Raw genomic sequence first — 19,284 nt, 5'->3', positions numbered from 1 at the left:
GCGCTTACCCCTGTGCCGAGAGATCGTGGATCGCGGCACTCGTGACGCGGTGATAGACCTTGCCGTCGAACATGGTCAGCAGGTGCCGTGTCTGTTCGCGCGACTGGAAGCGTGCGTCGCAGGCCATGGCGCGCTCAAGCGCTGCGTGGTCCGGATAGGTGATGGCAACAATGAGAGGCGTGGAGGGCGCACCCTCGTCGCGTTCGAGCTCGCGGCAGACGGAAACGCTCACCGCACCGTCAAATTTTGTCCATAGTGGCGTCAGCGTATTCTCCACGAAACTGTGGAATTCGTCCTCCTTGCCAGCCTTGATCGTTCCAACGAATTCTGCGTAGCGGATCAGCATGTCATTCCTCCTCGTCAGGCCTTCGGGCCATCGTAAAACTTCATCAGGGCGGCATTGTCCGCCGCACCGAGGCCCGCTGAGACCATCAGCCGATGGATCTCCATGCAGAGCGATGTCATGGGCATTGCCGTGCCGGTGTGGATGGCTAGTGACTGCGCGGCGGAGAGATCCTTGACCATGTTGTCGATGCGGCCGGTCGGCGAGTAGTCGTTGCGCGCCATCTTGCCCATGAACTCCTGCAGGATCGCGCTGTCGGCGCGGCCACCACTCAGCGCCGCGGGGATCCGCTGCGCATCGACACCGGAATCGATTGCCAGCTTGGTCGCTTCCGCCACGGCGACGAAATTGAGCGCGCACAGGACCTGATTGATAAGCTTGGTCGTCTGCCCAGCCCCGCTCGGGCCCATCAGGGTCAGGTTCTGGCACAGGTCATCAAGGATCAGCTTCGCCTCGGTAAAGTCGGTGGGGCTACCACCGGCCATCACCGTGAGCTTGCCTTCGTAAGCTTTTGGCGCCCCGCCGGAGAGCGGGCAATCAAGCCACCTTAGGCCGAGCACCGCGGCGTCTGCATTGAATTGCCTGGTCAGGATCGGGTCGATCGATGACATGTCGATTACCACGGTCCCGGCCGCGGCACCTTTGACGACGCCGGTGGAACCGAACACCGCTTCGCGGACGATCGTTGCGGAGTTGAGGCTGAGAACGACGGCGTCGGACCGCGACGCGGCGTCGGATGCGGTAGATGCTGCCTCCGCGCCCTGGGCGGTCATCTGCTCCACCTTGACCGAATCCACGTCAAAGGCAACGACGGTATGGCCGGTTTTCAGGAGACGTGAGCCGATTGCGTGACCCATGACGCCGCAACCGATCAGTGCGATTTTTCGTTTTTTCGACAAAGCTTTTCCTCTCCTCCCGACCGGGGGCTCAATGTGATAGCCAAAACGAGTTACGTGGCGGTCAGCCGATCTCTGATCTGAGAAAGGCTTGCAGCTCGGGCGTTCTGGGACTTGTGAAAAATTCGGCGGACGGCCCCTCTTCGTGGATGATGCCGTCCTTCATGAAAATTGTCCGGTTTGCGACCCGGCGCGCGAAACCCATTTCGTGGGTCACGAGCAGCATGGTCATGCCCTGGCGAGCGAGATCCTCGATGACGGCAAGCACCTCACCGGTCAGCTCCGGATCGAGAGCCGAAGTCACCTCGTCGAACAGCAGGACCTTGGGGCGCATGGCAAGAGAGCGGGCAATTGCAACGCGCTGCTGCTGGCCGCCCGAAAGCATGTCCGGATAGGCATCGAAGCGATCGCCGAGCCCGACCATGGACAGGCAACGCTGCGCTTCGTCTCGGGCGGCGGCCTTGGCCTCGCCTTTCACCTGCACGGGGGCGAGCATGATGTTTTCGCCCGCTGTCAGATGCGGGAAGAGATTGTAGCTCTGGAAAACTATGCCGACGTCGCGCCGGAGCTCCCGCAAGGCCGCTGGCTTGCGCGACATGGCGTGACCAGCGATCTGGATATGGCCGCTATCGACCGTTTCCAATCCGTTGAGACAACGCAGGAACGTGCTCTTCCCCGAGCCGCTCCGCCCGATCAGTGCAATAACCTCACCTGCCTCGACTTTCAAGGACACGCCCTTGAGCACTTCGAGCGGGCCAAAGCTCTTGCGGATATCATTTGCGATTACGACAGACATGTTCACCTCACGATGGGAATGCCGGGGCAGCGACCTATGCTGCCCCCTGCGACCATTAGGCTTAGAAGGATGGCAGTTCGGGCATCGGCGTCTTCATCCACTTTTCGTAGATTTGGCCGAGCTCGCCGCTATGCTTGTGGACGAAGAGAACCGTGTTCAGCCAGTGGAGGAGATCCGGATCGCCACGGCGCAGACCCACACCATAGAAGCTCTGCAGATAGGTCGTCTTTTCCTCGAACTTGTCGGGATAGCGCTGCTGAAGCTGCGCGCCGATATAGTTCACGGTCCCGATGGCATCCACCTGACCGGCGACCAGCGCGTTCAGCGTCGTGCTGTCATCGTCAAAGCGGACCAGCTCCATTCCGGGAATGTTCGCCGCCGATAGCACCTTCTCATGCGCGGTTCCGCGCGGCACGCCAACTTTCTTGCCTTTCAGGTCCTCCAGGCTTTTGATCTCGGTGCCCTTCGGCGCGATGATGACCGACTTGTGGCCGCCATAGGGGTTCGAGAAAGCGACCGACAGCGCGCGCTCGGTATAGATGCCGAAGCTCGCGACGACAAAGTCGACCTTGCCTGTCTGGAGCGACGGGATGCGGCTCTGGCCGGTGACCGGCACGAGTTCCAGCTGGACGCCGAGATCCTTGGCGAGCAGCTTGGCGACATCGACGTCGAGACCATCAGGCTGCATTTCGGCGTTCGTGATGCCGAAGGGCGGGACCGAGAGATCAACGCCGATCAGGACTTTCTTGCGGGCGATGATTTCGTCAAGAGAGGCGGCGGAGGCCGCAGTGGCGCCCAGAGCGATGGCGAGACCGATCAGGGGCATGAATAGGGATTTCAGGCGCATGTTGTATCCTCTCAGTTTTGGGTTCCGGCTATGATCAGCGACCTTCTTCGTGTCGTTGATGATGATATTGCCTAGGCACGAGCTCCACGCTTTGCGGCGCGGCTCTCGAGCCAGAGGCTGAGCTGGGTGAGCGGGAAACACACAGCAAAATAAAAGGCGGCTACGGCCAGGAAGGACTTCAGTGGCTCGAATGTCGCATTGCTGACGAGCTGGCCGGCACGGGTAATCTCGACGAAGCCGATGATGGAGGCGATCGAGGTTTGTTTGATAATCTGCACCAGAAAGCCGACGGTCGAGGGCATTGCCAGCCGGATGGCCTGCGGTGCAATCACGTAGCGAAGGACCTTGTAGGGGTGCAGTGCCAAGGCATCCGCACTTTCCCACTGCGCCTTCGGAATGGCCCGAAGCGCGCTTTCCCATATGGCGCCGAGAAACGCGCTGGAATTGATGGTCAGTGCCACGGCGGCAGCTGCAATCGCGCTGACTTCGAGGCCGAACAGCGATGGGGCATAGTAGCAGATGAACATCAGGATCAGCAGCGGCAGCCCCTGGATGAACTGCATATAGGCGGAGGTCGCCACGCGCAGCGCTCTCGAAGACGAGATGCGCATCACGGCGAGCGCGATGCCGACCAGACCCCCGCCCACGAAAGCGATGACAGTCAGCGTCAACGTCCAGCGCAGCGCGTGAAATATGAAGAAGAATTCCGGCGAGCCAAAGGTACGCATGTCAGTTCCCCCGGAAAAGATTGCGGCGCGAGCGGCGGAAGATCAGCAACCCGGCAAGGTTCAAGATGGCGCGGAAGACGAAATTCATCATGACGTAGACAGCGGCGATAACGAGATAGACTTCCATCGTCCGGAAGGTCTCCGAACTGGCGATCATCGCAGCTCCGGTCAGGTCCTCGACGCCGATAGCCGACACGAGACTGGTAGACAGCATGAGCAGCACGCATTGCGACACGACGGGCGTGAACACCTTCTCGAGCGCCGGCGGCAGGATGACGAAGCGAAGCGTCTGGAAATAGGTCATCCCGAGGCTCTCGGCCGCCTCGACCTGGCTGCGATGCGTCGACTGGATGCCGCCGCGGACGATCTCCGCGATATAGCCGCCATTGTTGAGAACCAGCGCGATGAAGACCGACGTCAATGGTGACATCCGCACGCCGAGATTCGGAAGTCCGAAGAAGATCACGAAGATCTGCACCAGAAGCGGCGTGTTGCGCATCGCCTCCACGTAGCAACGGACGAGAAAACGCGGCAACCAGCCCGGTAAGGTGGAGGCGACGGCACAGCCGACGCCGAGCGCAATGCCCCCGAAAATTCCCACGAACGCCAGCAGCATCGTTAGCCAGAAGCCGCTGATGAACTGCGGTAGGTAGTTTGCTAGTGGGCCGAATTGGAAGGTGTAATCCATGCTAACCTCGGCTTTCGCGCCTTACAGTTACAGTCGTCATTCAGTCCCGAGCGGTCGCACGCGGATATTCTTGCCCGCTTGCGCGATCGTATCGGGATGGCAAAGATCGAGCGCTGCCGCGACCAGCCACCAGGTGTGGTCGGCCTGGCGGATGATGAAGCATTCGGTACTATGGCCGATCTGACCGAATTCCATTGCGTGGCCCATGCAGATATGGCCGATTTCGTCGGGAAGGCCGACGGACAAGCAGACATGTGCGCCATAGGCGGAATGACGGTAGGTCGGGTCGCCGTAGCGATCGCCGCGCTCGGCCGAGCGCTTCAGCTTGACCGGATCGAATTCCCAGGTCTTGCCGATGTCGTGGCAAAGGCCGCCGGCCAGAATGATGTCGCGATCGACCTTGGCCTCGGGATAGGTCGCCTTGAATTCTTCATAGATCGACAGAGCCAGACGGGTGACGCCGCGCAGATGTGCATCCTGCGTGCCGCGCTTCAGGGAGAAAATGTTAGGGCTGCCCTCACCTTGAATGTCGGTGACGCGATCGAAGGACGAGCGCTCGAGAGCGAACACCCAGGCGTCGATAACCTTCTCACGCAACTCGGCCGACTCGATATCCGCTATCTCTGGCAGATCTTCGAGGATATGCGCGCGGGAAATGGTTTTGTACATTTTTTGACCACCTAGCTGAGCTGCTTACTGAGTGAGCTTAGGAGTGATTGAATTCAAAATCCAATTAGGATATTGCCAGGTATCGATCGAATTTTTCTATAGGTTGACATGGCTCTCAGCTTTTCGGCGGTCGAGGCATTTTATTGGGCCTCGCAATTGCGCAGCTTCAATGCCGCGGCGGAGAAGCTGAGCATCACCCAGCCGACTGTGTCCTATCGTATCAAGGAGTTGGAGGAGCAACTCGGTGTGGCGCTGTTCATCCGGCAAAAGCGCCAGCTGCAATTGACCAGCGAGGGCGAGGCTCTCAAGCACTATGCCGAGGCGATGATCGGCATTGCCAGGGACATCGAATCCAATATCAAGACGCGCAACACCCGGCTGCCGACACTCAGAGTGGGCGTGATGGACAGTTTCGCGGTCGTGTGCCTTCCCGCATTGCTGGACGAACTCGACGGTCGCTTTGCCGAGACCCGCGTTGCAGCCACCGTCGACACCAGCCACAACCTCGCCCGACAGCTTTCCGAAGGGCTGCTCGATATCGCAGTCCTGTCGACACCACCCGAACACGACAACGTCGCGCTGGAATTGCTCGGCCGTCAAACGGTCGAATGGTTCGCCAGCCCCAAACTCGAGATGCCGCGCGAATTCGTCTCGGAAGCGATGCTTCTCCGACAGAGAATATTCTCAACCCCCGCGCCGTCCAATCTCCATACTTTGACGACCAATGCCCTGAGCGGCAACCGCGAGCTTGGCCTTCGCCTCAACGTCTGCAACAACCTTGGCGCCATCCTCAACTTGGTTGAGGCAGGCACGGGCATCAGCATCCTGCCAGGCAGATTGCTTCATACCCAACTGAAAGCGGGAACGGTACATTTGCTGAGGACCCACTCCCGCCTCCCCATGCAGGACGTGTTCATCGGCACCAACAAGGGCGCCGTCGTGCGGGCCTTACCGCAAGTGGCGCAGATGATCCGCAAGGTGAGTGTGGACGTCGCCTTCTGCGGCTGATCACCTGCGCGGTGGCCTCACGCAGCCTCAAACCCTTCCAACCCGGCCGCAACCTCCCTTGCCAGGGCAAGGAAGATCTTGGCCGCGGCGCTTCGGTAGGCGTCCCGGCGCTGCATCAACACGGCGGTGCGCTGCAGGCGCACCGGATCGAGGGCAATTGCCTTCAGGTCCTGATGGGCGAAGGCGATCGTTGCGGGTAGGAGTGTCGAGAGAGACGTCCTGCGAACAATTTCGATCACCGCGCTGATGGAGTTGGCCTCTATCCGGACCTGCGGTTGAATGCCGTGCTGACGGCAGAAACGATCGATCTGCTCGCGCGTGGCGAACTCCGCGCTGAGCAGCACCAAGGACGCCGCACTCAGGGCCTCAAGTCCCACTGATGCTTCACCCGCCAGAGGATGTCCGGTTCTGACGACCAGGGCCAGGGTTTCCACCAGCAGGGGCTCAAGATCGAGGTCGGCTGTCGGCGTTCCGGAAAACGCGATCCCCAGATCGATCTCGTCAGACAGAAGCAGATCCTCCATGTGCTCTTGCGAAATTTCCCGCAGGTTGAGGGAGATATTCGGGTACCGACTGTGGAACGCCTCGACGAGGGGGCCGACCAGATAGGTCGTGAACGTTGGCGTCACTGCCACCCGCAGCCCTCCACGGCTGAGGTCGTTCACATCGTGGAGCGCGCGCTTGGCTTCCCGGAACTCCTGCGAAGCACGACGCACGTATTGGAGATAAACCTCTCCGGAATCCGTCAATCGTGTCATGCGCCCTGATCTGTCGAACAACTGCACGCCAAGGCTTTCCTCCATCAGCCTGACCTGCTGCGAAAGCGCCGGCTGCGAGACATGCATGGCCTCCGCGGCCCGCGTGAAGCTCTGGTGCTCCGCCACTGCAAGGAAATAGCGAACCTGTCGAGAAAGCATCATCAAACCTATAAGATTATCTAATCCATCGCATAATAAACGAGACTTTTACATTATGCCATGCGGCCCTTAGCTTTCATCTCAACAGATCGCGAAACGGAGATCGCAGCGATGAAAGACATTATTGACGGCTTTCTGAAGTTCCAGAAGGAGGCCTTTCCTGAGCGGGTTAAGCTCTTCAAGGATTTGGCAAATCAGCAGAACCCCCGGGCTCTGTTCATTTCCTGCTCGGACAGCCGCCTGGTGCCTGAACTGGTCACCCAACGCGAACCGGGCGACCTCTTCGTTATCCGCAACGCCGGCAACATCGTCCCGTCCTACGGCCCCGAGCCGGGCGGCGTTTCCGCCTCGGTCGAATACGCGGTCGCGGCTCTGCAGGTCTCTGACATTGTGATCTGCGGCCACTCTGATTGCGGCGCGATGACCGCCATCGCCTCCTGTAAGTGCCTGGACCACATGCCTGCCGTGGGCAGCTGGCTGCGTTACGCCGACTCCGCCCGTGTGGTGAACGAGGCCCGCGAGCACAAGGACGAGCCCGCCAAGGTCGCATCCATGGTGCGTGAAAATGTCATCGCACAGCTCGCCAATATCCAGACCCACCCATCGGTACGCCTGGCTCTCGAGGAGGGCCGCGTCGCCCTGCATGGCTGGATCTACGACATCGCGAGCGGAAACATCGAAGCTTTCGATGGCAGCAGGGGCGCCTTCGTTTCGCTTGCCGACAATCCCGAGGTCCAGGCCATCAGATATCAAGCAAGACGCGTTGCCTGACCCCTCAAGACCAACATCCCAATCCCAACAAGAGAAAGCACCCAAATGTTACAGTCTCAAGCCACACAGAACAGCCGTCAGGACCTGACCGATATCATTCTGGCATCGAAGCTCAAGAAGGACCTGAGCTATGCCCAGATCACCCAAGGCACCGGCCTGTCCGAGGCCTTCGTCACCGCCGCCTTGCTCGGCCAGCATCCGCTTCCGGCTGACGCCGCCAAGACCGTGGGCAAGGCGCTTGACCTCGATGACGACGCCGTTGCACTTCTGCAGACCGTTCCGGTCCGCGGCAGCCTCGGAAATGGTGTACCGACCGATCCGACTATCTATCGCTTCTACGAAATCGTGCAGGTCTACGGTACCACGCTGAAGGCTCTGGTCCACGAGAAGTTCGGCGACGGCATTATCAGCGCGATCAACTTCACGTTGAAAGTCGAAAAGGTTGAAGATCCGGAAGGCGGCTCCCGTGCCGTTATCACGCTCGACGGCAAATACCTTCCGACCAAGCCGTTTTGACGGCGCCGATGGGCAGCGCGGCGCTTTGGGCGCTCGGGCTGCCTCTTCTAGGCCGCGACGCGACGCATTGCGGGTTGTCTGGCCTTCAGCACGCGCCCCACCGCGCTTGACCCCGCCCGATTCGAGTTGATGTGCAGAACTCGGATCCCCGGGTGGCTTGCGGCGATAGCGCGGTCGATCGTCCAGGCGAGGCTTTCATCGCCTCCCCTCCCCGCGAAACGTTACAGCCCCCATTTCTTGACAGGTGAATCTTATGAACCGCCGCCCTTTTATTGCTGCACCGCCCGCTGCGGCCCTCGCTGGGTCGGCGCTTGCCGAAACCGCTCAGATCACGAAGGCAACGCCAGTGACGCGCCCCCCTTTCCCCTCCTTAACGCGGGAAACCGCCATCGAAAAGGTTCGACTGCCGAAGACGGCTGGAACTCGCGTGATTCAGCCAAGGTTACACTGGCCTACACCCTCGACACCCGCTGGCGCAACCGCGTGGAACTCGCCACCAATCGGCAGGAGGCTCAGGCCTTTCTGGCGCGCAAGTGGAAGAAGGAATGCGAGTATAGGCTCATCAAGGAGCTATGGGCATTTAAGGACAACCGGATAGCCGCGCGCCATGCTTACGAATATTGCGACGACAGCGGACAGTGGTTTCGCGCCTATGGCAACGAAAACTGGCTCTTTGCAGCAGACGGCTTGATGTCGCATCGCCACTCCAGCATCAACGAGATGCCGATCGCCGAAGCGGATCGCAAGTTCCTTTGGCCGCTCGGCCGGCGCCCGGACGACTACCCGTCCTTGAGCGATTTTGGCTTCTGACCAACACGCCCGTTCTGATCGACCGCGCCAGTGCCCGCCCGCACTGGCGCGGTTTGTTGTCGGGAGAGCCGGGCACCCGGCGAGGCTTTCCAGGTGCGGGTTCACAATCGGCTATGCTGGTGAGCCGCGGCAGACCGAAACGTCGGTAACTTCCGATAACCGGGTGGGTGCGCTTATAGAGTTTGATATCGAACCGACATCACCGCTCACCTCGCGGACGCAAGCGGCAATTTCCGGCGGGCCGACGATCAGCGGTCGGCTACATCTTTGACACGATCAAAGCCGCGCGTCGCCGCGATAGACGTTTGGCTTCGCGCCCGTCAACCTGCCGAAGATTTTTCGAAATGCCGCCGGATCGGTATAGCCAACCGCCCAGGCAATGCTCTCGACGGAGCCGTTCGTTGTTTCCAGCAACTGCCGCGCCTTCATGATGCGGACGTTCTGCAGATATTCGGTCAGCTTCAGCCGTGTCGCGCGGTGAAAGCGGCGCTGTAAGGTTCGCTCCGAAAGACGCACACTATCGGCAAGCTCGCCAATCGACTTTTGCAGCTCTGGTGTCGCATGAAACTGGTGCTGGACCTGCAGAACCTCCTTGTCGCCATGGTCGAACCGCGGGAGAAAAGCCTTGTACTGGCTCTGACTGCGACGCGGCGGATCGACGACGAGAAAGCGAGCTGTCTCCAGCATCACCGCCTGCCCCAACAGCTTCTCGACAAGCAGCAGTCCAAGATCCGCCCAGGCGAGAATACCGCCCGCGGTGATGACGTCACCGTCGTCAATGATCATATTGTCCGGCGAGACGTCGATATTGGGAAACTGTTCGGCAAGCCTTTCGGCAAAAGCCCAGTGAGTCGTGGCGCGCCGGCCGTCGATGAGCCCGGTCTCGGCAAGGACAAACGCTCCGGCACAGATTGAGCAGACGGTTACACCACGCGCATGTTGGGACGCGAGCCATTGCGATGCGGGGCTCATGCTTTGCATCTTCTCCGGCATGATGATGCTCGGTGGCGCGATAACGTAGCTCAGCAAATGCGGAGCTCCGGGTCGTGAATCCCATGTGCAGGACACATCTCCTCCCTCCATCTTCCAGTAGCTGACGCGGATTTTCCGAAGGCTGGTCGGCACTTGCAGATCCGTCGACCAGTCGCTGGCGACGCGAAACAGATCGGTCAGTCCGTAGACAGCGGCCAACTGACAATCCGGGTAGATCAGCAACCCCACCTCTATGAAATCAGGTTCCTTGCGTTTTGCCACTTTTGCCTCGGATAAAGTCATTTCCGCCACGTGTTTCCGCCAGAAGATGGCGATACCTTCTATTTGTCAAATACGGAATTCGCAAACACGGCGCGACAGGAGAAATACAATGGCATCCGATGCAGATCGGTTTTTCGTGTCGAGACGCAGCGTACTGATCGGAAGCATCGCACTTGCCAGCGTGAGCATTCCGGCGCTCGCCTTCTCACACAACTCTTCCACAAACAATTCAGTACAAGGAGATATCGACATGGGCCTCGTAACAACCAAGGACGGCACTGAAATCTTTTACAAGGACTGGGGTCCGAAGGACGCACAGCCAATCGTCTTCCACCACGGCTGGCCGCTGTCGTCGGATGACTGGGATGCGCAGATGCTGTTCTTCCTGTCGAAGGGTTACCGCGTCGTTGCCCATGATCGCCGCGGTCACGGCCGCTCCGCCCAGGTCGCCGACGGTCATGACATGGACCATTATGCCGCTGACGCTTTTGCCGTCGTCGAAGCGCTGGATTTGAAGAACGCCGTGCACATCGGCCATTCCACGGGTGGTGGTGAGGTTGCCCGCTACGTTGCAAAGTTCGGCCAGCCCGCCGGCCGCGTGGCCAAGGCCGTTCTGGTATCGGCCGTTCCGCCGCTGATGGTCAAGACCGCCGCCAACCCCGAGGGCCTGCCGATCGAAGTGTTCGATGGCTTCCGTGCCGCGCTTGCCGCGAACCGCGCGCAGTTCTTCCGTGACGTTCCGGCGGGCCCGTTCTACGGTTTCAACCGTGACGGCGCCAAGGTTCAGGAAGGCGTGATCCAGAATTGGTGGCGCCAGGGCATGATGGGCGGCGCCAAGGCGCACTATGACGGCATCAAGGCCTTCTCCGAAACGGACCAGACGGAAGACCTGAAGGCGATCACCGTTCCGACGCTCGTCCTGCATGGCGAAGACGACCAGATCGTACCGATCGCCGATGCTGCAAGGAAGTCGATCAAGCTTCTGAAGAACGGCCAGATCAAGACCTATCCCGGCTTCTCGCACGGCATGCTCACCGTCAATGCCGACGTGCTGAACAAGGACCTGCTGGCCTTTATCAAGGGCTGACCCCGGTCCGGTGTGGATGACCCGCGCCGTGGCCGTCTCGGCCGATAAAAACGAAGAGGGGCTTTTGTCCCTCTTCGAAAGCCGCGAGCCACCGGATTACGCCGCACCGCCCGCTCAGGCGATGCCCGGCGCCTCAGGGGCGGCATAATCAATTCGTTTCCAAGAACGGAATAGGGTCATGGACCAACAGATTAGGTCGCGTGGCGCCGCCACGCTGAAAACTCCGGCAGGATTGGGCAGCGACGCGGTCAGGGATATCTCCGCTGGCGCGACGGCCTTGCTGGCGGATGTGTTCGCGCTCTATCTCAAGACCAAGAATTTCCATTGGCACATGTCGGGATCGCACTTCCGTGACTACCATCTCCTGCTCGACGAGCACGGCGACGAGTTGTTCGCGATGACCGATCCGTTGGCTGAACGGGTACGGAAGGTCGGCGGCAGCACCCTGCGGTCGATTGGAGATATCTCGCGCAGGCAGCGCATCGCCGACAATGACGCGGAGTTCGTTCATCCGCATGAGATGCTTGCGGAATTGCGCGACGACAACGGTTCGCTCGTGGCCAGCATGCGCTCGCTACATGACCTCTGCGTTGAGTATGGCGACGTCGCGACCGCCAGTCTGCTGGAAAACTGGATCGACGAGACCGAGAAGCGTGTCTGGTTCCTGTTCGAGATCCTCCGCGACACCAACAACTGATCGCCGGACGGGCGGCCTCCAGATTGGGCGCCGCCTCTTTTTCCATAATGGCTCGGACGCCCCGCCCATAGGCCGACAAGGCGCGCTTTCCGCCATTTCTTACCTTCGCCCGTCAACCCCGTCGGCCATTGTTCCATGGGGTTTCCCATCGTTCAGCAACGCGATGGGCGTCCGGGCTAGAGCGCCCAACGCCGATTTGCCGCTCGCCTCGCAAGGAGGCGTGACATCCCTTTTTGATTGCGACGCCATTCCAGCCCGCGCGCGGCACCAAAGTCCGCCAAAACGCATGTCTCTCATTGCCAGGTCGCCAACATGGCGGGGCAGTCTTGCAGCGTCGCTGCGCTGATCCATCCGTTCGCCGCCTCAGGCCGTCGGTTTGCTACCCGAAAGATCGATGCGGAAGCACCGCTTGATTTGCCGTCGGCGCGCCCGGGTCCATGGTCGCGCGGTTGATCAGCCTTCGCGTGGCGTTCTGACCGCCAGGCCTCTCGGTTCGCGATCGGAAAATTCCGTCGGAAGAAACGTCACGACGCCTCAAAAAATCGTTGACACCCAAAATCACCATGACTACTGTACCAATCAGTCAAGCGTTGACCAATCAGTACACGAAAAGCGATTTACAGAGGAAAATCAACATGTCACGTCCTCCTCTCCCCCCGTTCGATCACGAAACCGCGGTCGAAAAAGTTCGTCTGGCCGAAGATGGCTGGAACAGCCGCGACGCCGCCAAGGTCGCCCTCGCTTACACCGTCGATACCCGCTGGCGGAACCGCGTTGAATTCGCCACCAACCGCGAAGAAGCCCAGGCATTTCTGGAGCGTAAGTGGAACAAGGAGCATGAATACCGCCTCATCAAGGAACTATGGGCGTTCACCGGCAACCGCATCGCTGTGCGTTACGCCTACGAATATCGCGATGACAGTGGCCATTGGTTCCGTGCCTATGGTAACGAGAACTGGGAATTCGCAGAGGACGGCCTGATGGCGCACCGCCACGCATGCATTAACGAAATGCCGATTGCTGAAGGCGATCGCCTGTTCCATTGGCCGCTCGGCCGTCGTCCGGACGACCATCCCAGCCTCAGCGATCTGGGCCTCTAATCATGGCCCGCATGGTCGCTGAAAGATCTGATGCCATCGCCTCCCTGGCCGAAGTTTTTCGCGAGCATGGATACGAAGGTGCGAGCCTTGCCTTGATCGGCAAGGCCACCGGCCTGGGCAAGGGCAGCCTGTACCACTTCTTCCCGAATGGGAAGGAGGAGATGGTCCGGGCCGTGCTCGCCGAGATAGAGCAATGGTTTGAAGATTCCGTCTATTCTCCCCTGCGAGACGGGGACGATGCCAATGCCGCGATAGCGACAATGCTCAATGAAACCGCGACATACTTCAGGTCGGGCAGGCGGGTCTGTCTCGTCGGTGCCCTGGCTGTTGCCAACACCCGGGACCTCTTCGCGCAGGCCATCCGGCGTTACTTCGTCGCTTGGGTGGACGCTTTGCAAGCAGCGCTCGTCCGGCAAGGCCGTGACGCTGAGCAGGCACGCCTCCTCTCGGAAGATGCCGTTCTCGCCATCCAGGGCGCGATCGTCCTCTCCCGGGCACTCGATGATCCCGCCGTCTTCCAACGCGCGATCGATCAACTCCATGCTCGATTGGCGTTCAATGAAGGCCACGGCGGCGGTGCCAGCGGCAGCACGCTCTGACAACTTAGCAAAGCCCAAACGAATGCGACGACGGGCCTTTCACCTCGCCACCCCCTCGGGCGAGGCAGGCGCCCGGTGGCGCGTGATCGGAGCCGCGGTCCCAAAGTGCATCCCGCTTTCCTCTCGGGCCACCATGGGCCGTGGTCGAGATCGCCAATGTCTCGCGGCGCTCACGACCGTGAGCGCCGGGGCATGGCGCTAATGACCGGGATAATCGTGCTATGGATTTCGCCTTGCGAGCTGCAAACGACATGACAGTTCGTCGGGTGTCGGTTTCACTATTTCGCTAAGGATCGAAGATGCAATCACTCTGCTTATGCTTGGCGGTAGGCTTCAGCTGGATCGGCTTCATGTCAACCTTTTCCGCCGACGCGAGCACATCACGGGGCAGTTGGCAATGACGTGCCTGGCGACGACCATCTGCCTCTGTGCGATCGGGCTGGCAGTCTCAGCCGGTGTCGCTCACGGCGGCGCGATTGTAATGGTCGGGATGTTGGTCGCTTACAAATTCGGTGACATCCTGGGACCGCTTCCGTCTCGCGGCGTGTCCGCTGCGGGATTTGCCGCTTATCTCAACGCATCCATCCTTTAGCCATATCGCTAAAGATGATGCGGATCTCAGCGGCCCGCGGTGGCAACCCTATCCCTTTGTGGTCCCGCCTCCTCCGATTTGGCACCGTTATCGCGCCGTCTATCTGGCCCGTCCCTGTGGATCCGGCAGTTCTGTTCCAGTAGGATTACCGATTGCCGCGTCCCCCCGATAAGTGTTGATTTGACCATAAACCACCCAACGACGGAGCGGATGCCCTGCGGCGTCTTATGTCATGCATAGCTTTCTAAACCAGCGCACTCATCTTGCTAAGGCCGTCCTCGCATGGGTCACGGCCAGCTCGCTGTCGATTCTTGCCCTCACGGCGGTCGAATATCGGTCGGGTCGGCAGGAGTTGTTGGACAGGGCTGGTGCCACAGAAACGCTTCTCGCCGAGAAGCTGGCGCAGCACGATGCACACCTTAGCGCGCTGGGCGCGATCGTACGAATGTCGCCGGAGGAGCCGTCGCCGAGTATTCAGGGCCTCTCGCAAAACATTCTGGTCCGCTACCCTCGCATCGTCGAAATTGCCACGTTCCGTCTCGATGAGGGTGCGGCGCGAATTTTCCGCTACGGCCATGCCGGCGGGGCTCGGGAGGAAGGCGGGCGCACCCTCGACGATCTGCCAAAGCTCTCCAATGTCGGCGAAATCACAACGCGCGCCCTGCCCGGCATCCACGCCTACGATCTTTTCAAGCTTGTCGAGCCCGGTCGGATCTTGCGTCTGCGCATCGACGCGAATGCCTTGCTGGCTGGTGAGGAGCCGCCCCAGAACTATTCCACAAGGCTGACGTTGAACGATGAGACCTTGGCATTACATGGTGCCATCGATGCAGGGCTCCTTTCCACGACGACCGGGATCGTGATGACGAGCCATACCCAGCCACTCCAGCTGGAGATCGGCCGGAATTTTGGCATCATTGAACTGGTCCCGCTCCGGTTGGCCATTCCGCTTATCGTCGGCTGGGCGGCGGTCATCTGGTTGTCCGTGTCGTACCTGCAAACCCAAGCTGAACGCCGTGGTCACGAGACACGAGCAGCACTTCTAAAACAGGAAGCGACACTTGCCCATGCCGGGCGCGTGAATGCCCTAGGCGAAATGGCCTCCGGCATTGCCCATGAACTGGCCCAGCCGGTAGCGGCAATGCTCAGCCAGAGCCAGGCCGCAAGACGAGCATTGGCCATGGGCCGTCAGGATATCCTCGAAAAGGCACTCGAGGCGAATATTCGCGAGGCCAAGCGTGCGGGAGATATCCTTGGGCGCATGCGGGCATATATTTCAGGTGCGCCGGCCGATATCAAAATGGTCCCTCTCCATGAGGCGATCATTGAAGCCATGCGACTCGTTGAAGCGGACATCGACGCGCGGGCAATCACCCTCAACATGAACGTTCCCTCGGACCTACCCGCCGTCCCGATCGATGTGGTTTCGTTTCAGCAGGTTATTCACAACCTCGTTCGGAACGCCGCCGATGCGCTCGGTGGGCGCCCCTCTCCGCGCATTACATTGGAGGCTCGATGCGAGGGCGACGGCGTCGCGATCATTGTCGCGGACAATGGGCCAGGCGTCGAGACGGGTTCGCTCCACAGGATCTTTGACCCGTTCTTCACCACCAAGGCTGACGGATTGGGTCTTGGCCTGCCTTTGTCCTCACGGCTGATCGAACGGATGGATGGCAGTCTGGAAGCACGCAATGACGGCGGCGCCAGTTTCATCATCCGCCTGCCACTGGGAGAGCCCACGTGATCTACCTCGTCGACGACGACCTTGCGGTGCGGGAGGCGATGACGCTTCTGCTCGCGACCTATGGAAAAGAAGTTGCGGCCTTCCCTGACGCGGCCCACCTCCTCGCTCATGTGGAGAAGGCAAAGCCCGGAATCATGCTGCTTGATCTCAGAATGCCCGCGATCAGCGGCCTGCAGCTTCTGAAGAGGCTCGAGGATCTCGGGATCCGCTGGCCTGCCATCATGATTACAGGACACGGCGACGTCGAGGCATGTCGCCGTGCGTTCAAGGCCGGCGTCCTCGATTTCCTCGCAAAGCCAGTCGATGAGCACGTGCTGATGGAAACAATCGCAACCTGCGAGGCCGCGCTCGACGATCTACTCGTCCGCGACGAGAACAGTCGGTTGCTCGACCATCTTACATCCCGAGAACTGGAGGTGATCGAGCTGGTGTCAAAGGGTTTTGGAAGCAAGGACATCGCGGTCGCGCTCGATGTGTCGGTCCGAACCGTCGACAGTCATCGGGCTAGCATTGCAACTAAACTCGGAACGCCGGCAGTCGCCGAGCAAACCCGCATCTGGCTCATGGGACATCGGTAATCGTACCGATCCCACTCGGTGACACAGCGAATATACTCCAAGCTAGCTCCCTTTAAGCTGGAAGCCATCAACAATGGAAAGAAAGCGGACAAAATGAAAACCCTTATGCTCGCCCTTACTGCCAGCGCGCTTGTAGCCGCCCCGGCTTTTGCGCAGGATACCGTGAAGCAGACCAGTATTGCGACCACGCTCGCGGTTGATATCGCCCAGGCGGCCGTTTCGGCATGCACGGCCGACGGATATAACGTGTCAGCAGCCGTGACCGACCGGTCTGGGGTCCTTCTTGCGCTGGTTCGCTCCGAGAACGCGGGCGCCCACACCGCCGATGCGTCCACGCAGAAGGCTTTCACTTCGGCCTCGTCGCGCAACCCCACCAGCGCCATCGCCGAAAATGTGTCCAAGAACCCGGTCGCGGCCGGTATGTCGGATATTCCAGGCTTCCTCGTTCTAGCCGGCGGCGTCCCGATCAAGGTCGGCAAGGATACGATCGGCGCGATTGGCGTTGCAGGCGCACCGGGCGGCAACCTGGACGAAGCGTGCGCGAACAAAGCAATCGAAAAGGTCAGCGCCCGCATCAAGTGAAGCGAATACCGCCAACGGCTCCCGATCATACGGTTGGGAGCCGTTCAGCAGCTCTATCGTGGCTGCAGTAGTCATCCCGGGCGGAGTGCCGCGCTCTATTCACAGGGCGAGGTCGCCATACTGGTGAAACGGCTCCGGCGTCACTCGTCGCCGCGGGGAACCCAACGTCAAAGGTGATCCTGCGCGGTGGTCTGCTGCTTGATTTCCAATTAGGCTCGTGGCTATTTGCACCCATCTTCATGAAAACACGAGGCGCATGAGCCGTGGCAAAGCAGTTCGAGAGTATCGACGCTCGTCTTAAAGACTTCATTGATCGGCAGCACATTTTCTTCACGGCCTCGGCCACCGGCGATTCCCGGGTGAATATTTCGCCTCGGGAGACGGGCTCACTGCGTGTGATCGACGCGAACAAGATTGTATACCTGGACAGGACCGGCAGTGGAAACGAGACTTCCGCGCATTTGCGCGCGGATGGTCGCCTGACGATCATGTTTTGCGCCGTCCAAGGGCCGCCGATGATCTTGCGTCTTTACGGCCGCGGGCGAACCATACGCCGTGACAGTTCCGAATACGGCAACATCCTGCTCACTCATTTTGGAGGCTCGGAACCTTCCGGAGCCCGTCAATTCATCTTGCTGGAAATCGATCTGGTACAAACGTCCTGCGGCTTCGGCGTTCCGCTGTTCGACTACAAGGCCGAGCGGTCGAGCCTGGACCAATGGACGGACGCAAAGGGCCCGGACGGTATCGAGATCTATCGCCGCGAGAAGAACAGCTACAGCATTGACGGGCTTCCGACTGGGATGTTCGACGACGCTTAGTCGGATTGAAAAATGGCCGATTCTCGTCGTAGCGCCGTGACACCTTGCCTTTGAAACAGTCCCTTGCCGCGCGCGGGTGGTTGTCGACCGTTGAAGTTCAGGAACTTCCCCCAGGGAGAGCCGGTTGGATCACCCGCCGGTGACGCTCATGTGGCGGCTGACGGCGGGGCGGTTGTGGGTGCGGTCGATGATGAAGTCGTGACCCTTGGGCTTGCGGGAGATCGCCTCGTCGATCGCGGCGTAGAGCAAGCCGTCGTCTTCGGTGGCGCGCACGGCCGAGCGCAGATCGGCGGCGTCGTTCTGGCCGAGACACATGTAGAGCGTGCCGGTGCAGGTGAGGCGCACGCGGTTGCAGCTCTCGCGGAAATTATGGGTCATCGGGGTGATGAAGCCCATGCGGCCGCCGGTTTCCTCGACGGTGACGTAGCGGGCAGGGCCACCCGTGCGGTAGCCGATTTCGCTCATCGTGAACTGCTTTTCGAGATCGGCGCGCAACTTGGAGAGCGGCAGATAGCGATCGGTGCGGTCTTCCTCGATCTCGCCCATCGGCATGGTTTCGATGACGGTCAGATCCATGCCGCGACCATGGGCGAAGCGGATCATCTCGGGCATCTCGACGTCGTTGAAATCCTTCAAGGCGACGGCGTTGAGCTTGATGTGCAGGCCCGCTTTCTGGGCGGCATCAATCCCTTCCATGACCTTGTGGAAGTCGCCCCAGCGGGTAATCTCGCGAAACTTGTCGGGATTGAGCGTATCCAGCGACACGTTGATGCGGCGAACACCGCAATCATAGAGCTCGTCGGCATAACGCGCGAGTTGCGAGCCGTTGGTGGTCAGCGTCAGCTCGTCGAGACCGGAGCCGATCTGCTGGCCGAGTTGGCGCACGAGATGCATGATGTTCTTGCGCACCAGCGGCTCGCCGCCGGTCAGTCTCAGCTTGCGAACGCCCTTGGCGATAAAGGCGGAACAGAGCCTGTTCAGCTCCTCCAGCGTCAGAAGATCCTTCCTCGGCAGGAAGTTCATGTTCTCGGCCATGCAATAGGTGCGGCGGAAATCGCAGCGATCGGTCGCCGAGACACGCAGATAGGTGACGGCCCGCTGAAACGGGTCGATCATCGGGTCTTCTCCGACTACCGACCGTGGCGTGGAACTGCTTAAAGCTAAGGGTTGATCCGCATATGCCAAAGTTATCGCATTGCGTGCCACCTTCAAAAGACCCTTCAGCATAGATCAGGAGCGGG

At 60.2% G+C, this 19,284-nt stretch carries 21 protein-coding genes and 1 pseudogene; 12 read left to right on the top strand and 10 right to left on the bottom strand.

What is annotated here, in order from left to right:
• Nucleotides 1–4: 4 nt before the first annotated feature.
• The 7 genes from ACVTFQ_RS29410 to ACVTFQ_RS29380 all read right to left on the bottom strand — a co-directional run bounded on the left by ACVTFQ_RS29410 (nucleotide 5) and on the right by ACVTFQ_RS29380 (nucleotide 4,967).
• The gene (locus tag ACVTFQ_RS29410) at nucleotides 5–346 is read right to left on the bottom strand and encodes a hypothetical protein (RefSeq protein WP_111565229.1); all 342 of its coding nucleotides are present in this window, start codon (nucleotides 344–346) and stop codon (nucleotides 5–7) included.
• 14 nt (nucleotides 347–360) lie between these two features.
• Entirely contained in the window at nucleotides 361–1,242 is an 882-nt protein-coding gene (locus tag ACVTFQ_RS29405) for an NAD(P)-dependent oxidoreductase (RefSeq protein ID WP_112437289.1), read from the bottom strand.
• Between the two features lie 61 nt (nucleotides 1,243–1,303).
• Nucleotides 1,304–2,035 carry an amino acid ABC transporter ATP-binding protein gene (locus tag ACVTFQ_RS29400; protein WP_112437288.1) on the bottom strand — a complete coding sequence of 244 codons (732 nt, stop codon included), beginning with the start codon at nucleotides 2,033–2,035 and terminating at the stop codon, nucleotides 1,304–1,306.
• A 61-nt stretch (nucleotides 2,036–2,096) separates the two neighbouring features.
• Nucleotides 2,097–2,882 carry a transporter substrate-binding domain-containing protein gene (locus ACVTFQ_RS29395; RefSeq protein ID WP_470424378.1) on the bottom strand — a complete coding sequence of 262 codons (786 nt, stop codon included), beginning with the start codon at nucleotides 2,880–2,882 and terminating at the stop codon, nucleotides 2,097–2,099.
• A gap of 71 nt (nucleotides 2,883–2,953) precedes the next feature.
• On the bottom strand, nucleotides 2,954–3,610 hold the full coding sequence (locus ACVTFQ_RS29390) for an amino acid ABC transporter permease (protein WP_111565233.1): 657 nt from the start codon (nucleotides 3,608–3,610) through the stop codon (nucleotides 2,954–2,956).
• Between the two features lies 1 nt (nucleotide 3,611).
• Nucleotides 3,612–4,298 (bottom strand): amino acid ABC transporter permease, encoded by a 687-nt coding sequence (locus ACVTFQ_RS29385; RefSeq protein WP_111565234.1) that lies wholly within the window; start codon nucleotides 4,296–4,298, stop codon nucleotides 3,612–3,614.
• Between the two features lie 36 nt (nucleotides 4,299–4,334).
• Nucleotides 4,335–4,967: an HD domain-containing protein gene (locus tag ACVTFQ_RS29380; protein WP_052821381.1), complete on the bottom strand. Its 633-nt coding sequence runs from the start codon at nucleotides 4,965–4,967 to the stop codon at nucleotides 4,335–4,337.
• A gap of 108 nt (nucleotides 4,968–5,075) precedes the next feature.
• Here ACVTFQ_RS29380 and ACVTFQ_RS29375 point away from each other — a divergent pair, with 108 nt between their 5' ends.
• Nucleotides 5,076–5,975 carry a LysR family transcriptional regulator gene (locus tag ACVTFQ_RS29375; protein ID WP_111565235.1) on the top strand — a complete coding sequence of 300 codons (900 nt, stop codon included), beginning with the start codon at nucleotides 5,076–5,078 and terminating at the stop codon, nucleotides 5,973–5,975.
• A gap of 17 nt (nucleotides 5,976–5,992) precedes the next feature.
• Here ACVTFQ_RS29375 and cynR read toward each other — a convergent pair whose 3' ends face one another.
• Nucleotides 5,993–6,895 carry a transcriptional regulator CynR gene (gene cynR, locus ACVTFQ_RS29370; RefSeq protein WP_470424629.1) on the bottom strand — a complete coding sequence of 301 codons (903 nt, stop codon included), beginning with the start codon at nucleotides 6,893–6,895 and terminating at the stop codon, nucleotides 5,993–5,995.
• A gap of 108 nt (nucleotides 6,896–7,003) precedes the next feature.
• On the opposite strand from cynR, the gene ACVTFQ_RS29365 reads away from it, so the two are divergent.
• From ACVTFQ_RS29365 to ACVTFQ_RS29355, 3 genes and pseudogenes are all read left to right on the top strand, one after another.
• Complete coding sequence (locus ACVTFQ_RS29365; protein ID WP_111565236.1) at nucleotides 7,004–7,663, top strand: carbonic anhydrase; 660 nt, start codon at nucleotides 7,004–7,006, stop codon at nucleotides 7,661–7,663.
• 45 nt (nucleotides 7,664–7,708) lie between these two features.
• Nucleotides 7,709–8,179, top strand: a complete 471-nt coding sequence (gene cynS / locus ACVTFQ_RS29360; protein WP_111565237.1) for a cyanase — start codon at nucleotides 7,709–7,711, stop codon at nucleotides 8,177–8,179.
• Between the two features lie 346 nt (nucleotides 8,180–8,525).
• Nucleotides 8,526–8,989, top strand: a pseudogene (locus tag ACVTFQ_RS29355) (nuclear transport factor 2 family protein).
• Nucleotides 8,990–9,265: 276 nt separating this feature from the next.
• Here ACVTFQ_RS29355 and ACVTFQ_RS29350 read toward each other — a convergent pair.
• Nucleotides 9,266–10,264 carry a GlxA family transcriptional regulator gene (locus tag ACVTFQ_RS29350; protein WP_111565238.1) on the bottom strand — a complete coding sequence of 333 codons (999 nt, stop codon included), beginning with the start codon at nucleotides 10,262–10,264 and terminating at the stop codon, nucleotides 9,266–9,268.
• 229 nt (nucleotides 10,265–10,493) lie between these two features.
• On the opposite strand from ACVTFQ_RS29350, the gene ACVTFQ_RS29345 reads away from it, so the two are divergent.
• The 8 genes from ACVTFQ_RS29345 (at nucleotide 10,494) to ACVTFQ_RS29310 (ending at nucleotide 18,043) form a co-directional block, all read left to right on the top strand.
• On the top strand, nucleotides 10,494–11,330 hold the full coding sequence (locus ACVTFQ_RS29345; protein ID WP_111565257.1) for an alpha/beta fold hydrolase: 837 nt from the start codon (nucleotides 10,494–10,496) through the stop codon (nucleotides 11,328–11,330).
• Nucleotides 11,331–11,508: 178 nt separating this feature from the next.
• The gene (locus ACVTFQ_RS29340; protein WP_111565239.1) at nucleotides 11,509–12,027 is read left to right on the top strand and encodes a Dps family protein; all 519 of its coding nucleotides are present in this window, start codon (nucleotides 11,509–11,511) and stop codon (nucleotides 12,025–12,027) included.
• A gap of 635 nt (nucleotides 12,028–12,662) precedes the next feature.
• Nucleotides 12,663–13,127, top strand: coding sequence for a nuclear transport factor 2 family protein (locus ACVTFQ_RS29335; RefSeq protein WP_112437041.1), 465 nt, complete (start codon nucleotides 12,663–12,665; stop codon nucleotides 13,125–13,127).
• 2 nt (nucleotides 13,128–13,129) lie between these two features.
• Entirely contained in the window at nucleotides 13,130–13,726 is a 597-nt protein-coding gene (locus ACVTFQ_RS29330) for a TetR/AcrR family transcriptional regulator (protein ID WP_111565240.1), read from the top strand.
• Nucleotides 13,727–14,550: 824 nt separating this feature from the next.
• Entirely contained in the window at nucleotides 14,551–16,062 is a 1,512-nt protein-coding gene (locus ACVTFQ_RS29325) for an ATP-binding protein (RefSeq protein ID WP_111565241.1), read from the top strand.
• Entirely contained in the window at nucleotides 16,059–16,640 is a 582-nt protein-coding gene (locus tag ACVTFQ_RS29320) for a response regulator transcription factor (protein ID WP_111565242.1), read from the top strand. The genes ACVTFQ_RS29325 and ACVTFQ_RS29320 overlap by 4 nt, the downstream gene beginning before the upstream one ends.
• 93 nt (nucleotides 16,641–16,733) lie before the next feature.
• Nucleotides 16,734–17,222 (top strand): GlcG/HbpS family heme-binding protein, encoded by a 489-nt coding sequence (locus tag ACVTFQ_RS29315; protein ID WP_111565243.1) that lies wholly within the window; start codon nucleotides 16,734–16,736, stop codon nucleotides 17,220–17,222.
• Nucleotides 17,223–17,485: 263 nt separating this feature from the next.
• Nucleotides 17,486–18,043 carry a pyridoxamine 5'-phosphate oxidase family protein gene (locus tag ACVTFQ_RS29310; protein WP_111565244.1) on the top strand — a complete coding sequence of 186 codons (558 nt, stop codon included), beginning with the start codon at nucleotides 17,486–17,488 and terminating at the stop codon, nucleotides 18,041–18,043.
• Nucleotides 18,044–18,172: 129 nt separating this feature from the next.
• Here the strand turns inward: ACVTFQ_RS29310 and moaA are convergent, their stop codons facing one another.
• Nucleotides 18,173–19,159, bottom strand: a complete 987-nt coding sequence (gene moaA, locus ACVTFQ_RS29305) for a GTP 3',8-cyclase MoaA (protein ID WP_413396738.1) — start codon at nucleotides 19,157–19,159, stop codon at nucleotides 18,173–18,175.
• Nucleotides 19,160–19,284: the final 125 nt, after the last annotated feature.

The organism is Rhizobium sp. O111 (assembly GCF_055616315.1).
This window is presented reverse-complemented; position numbering and strand designations above follow the sequence as displayed.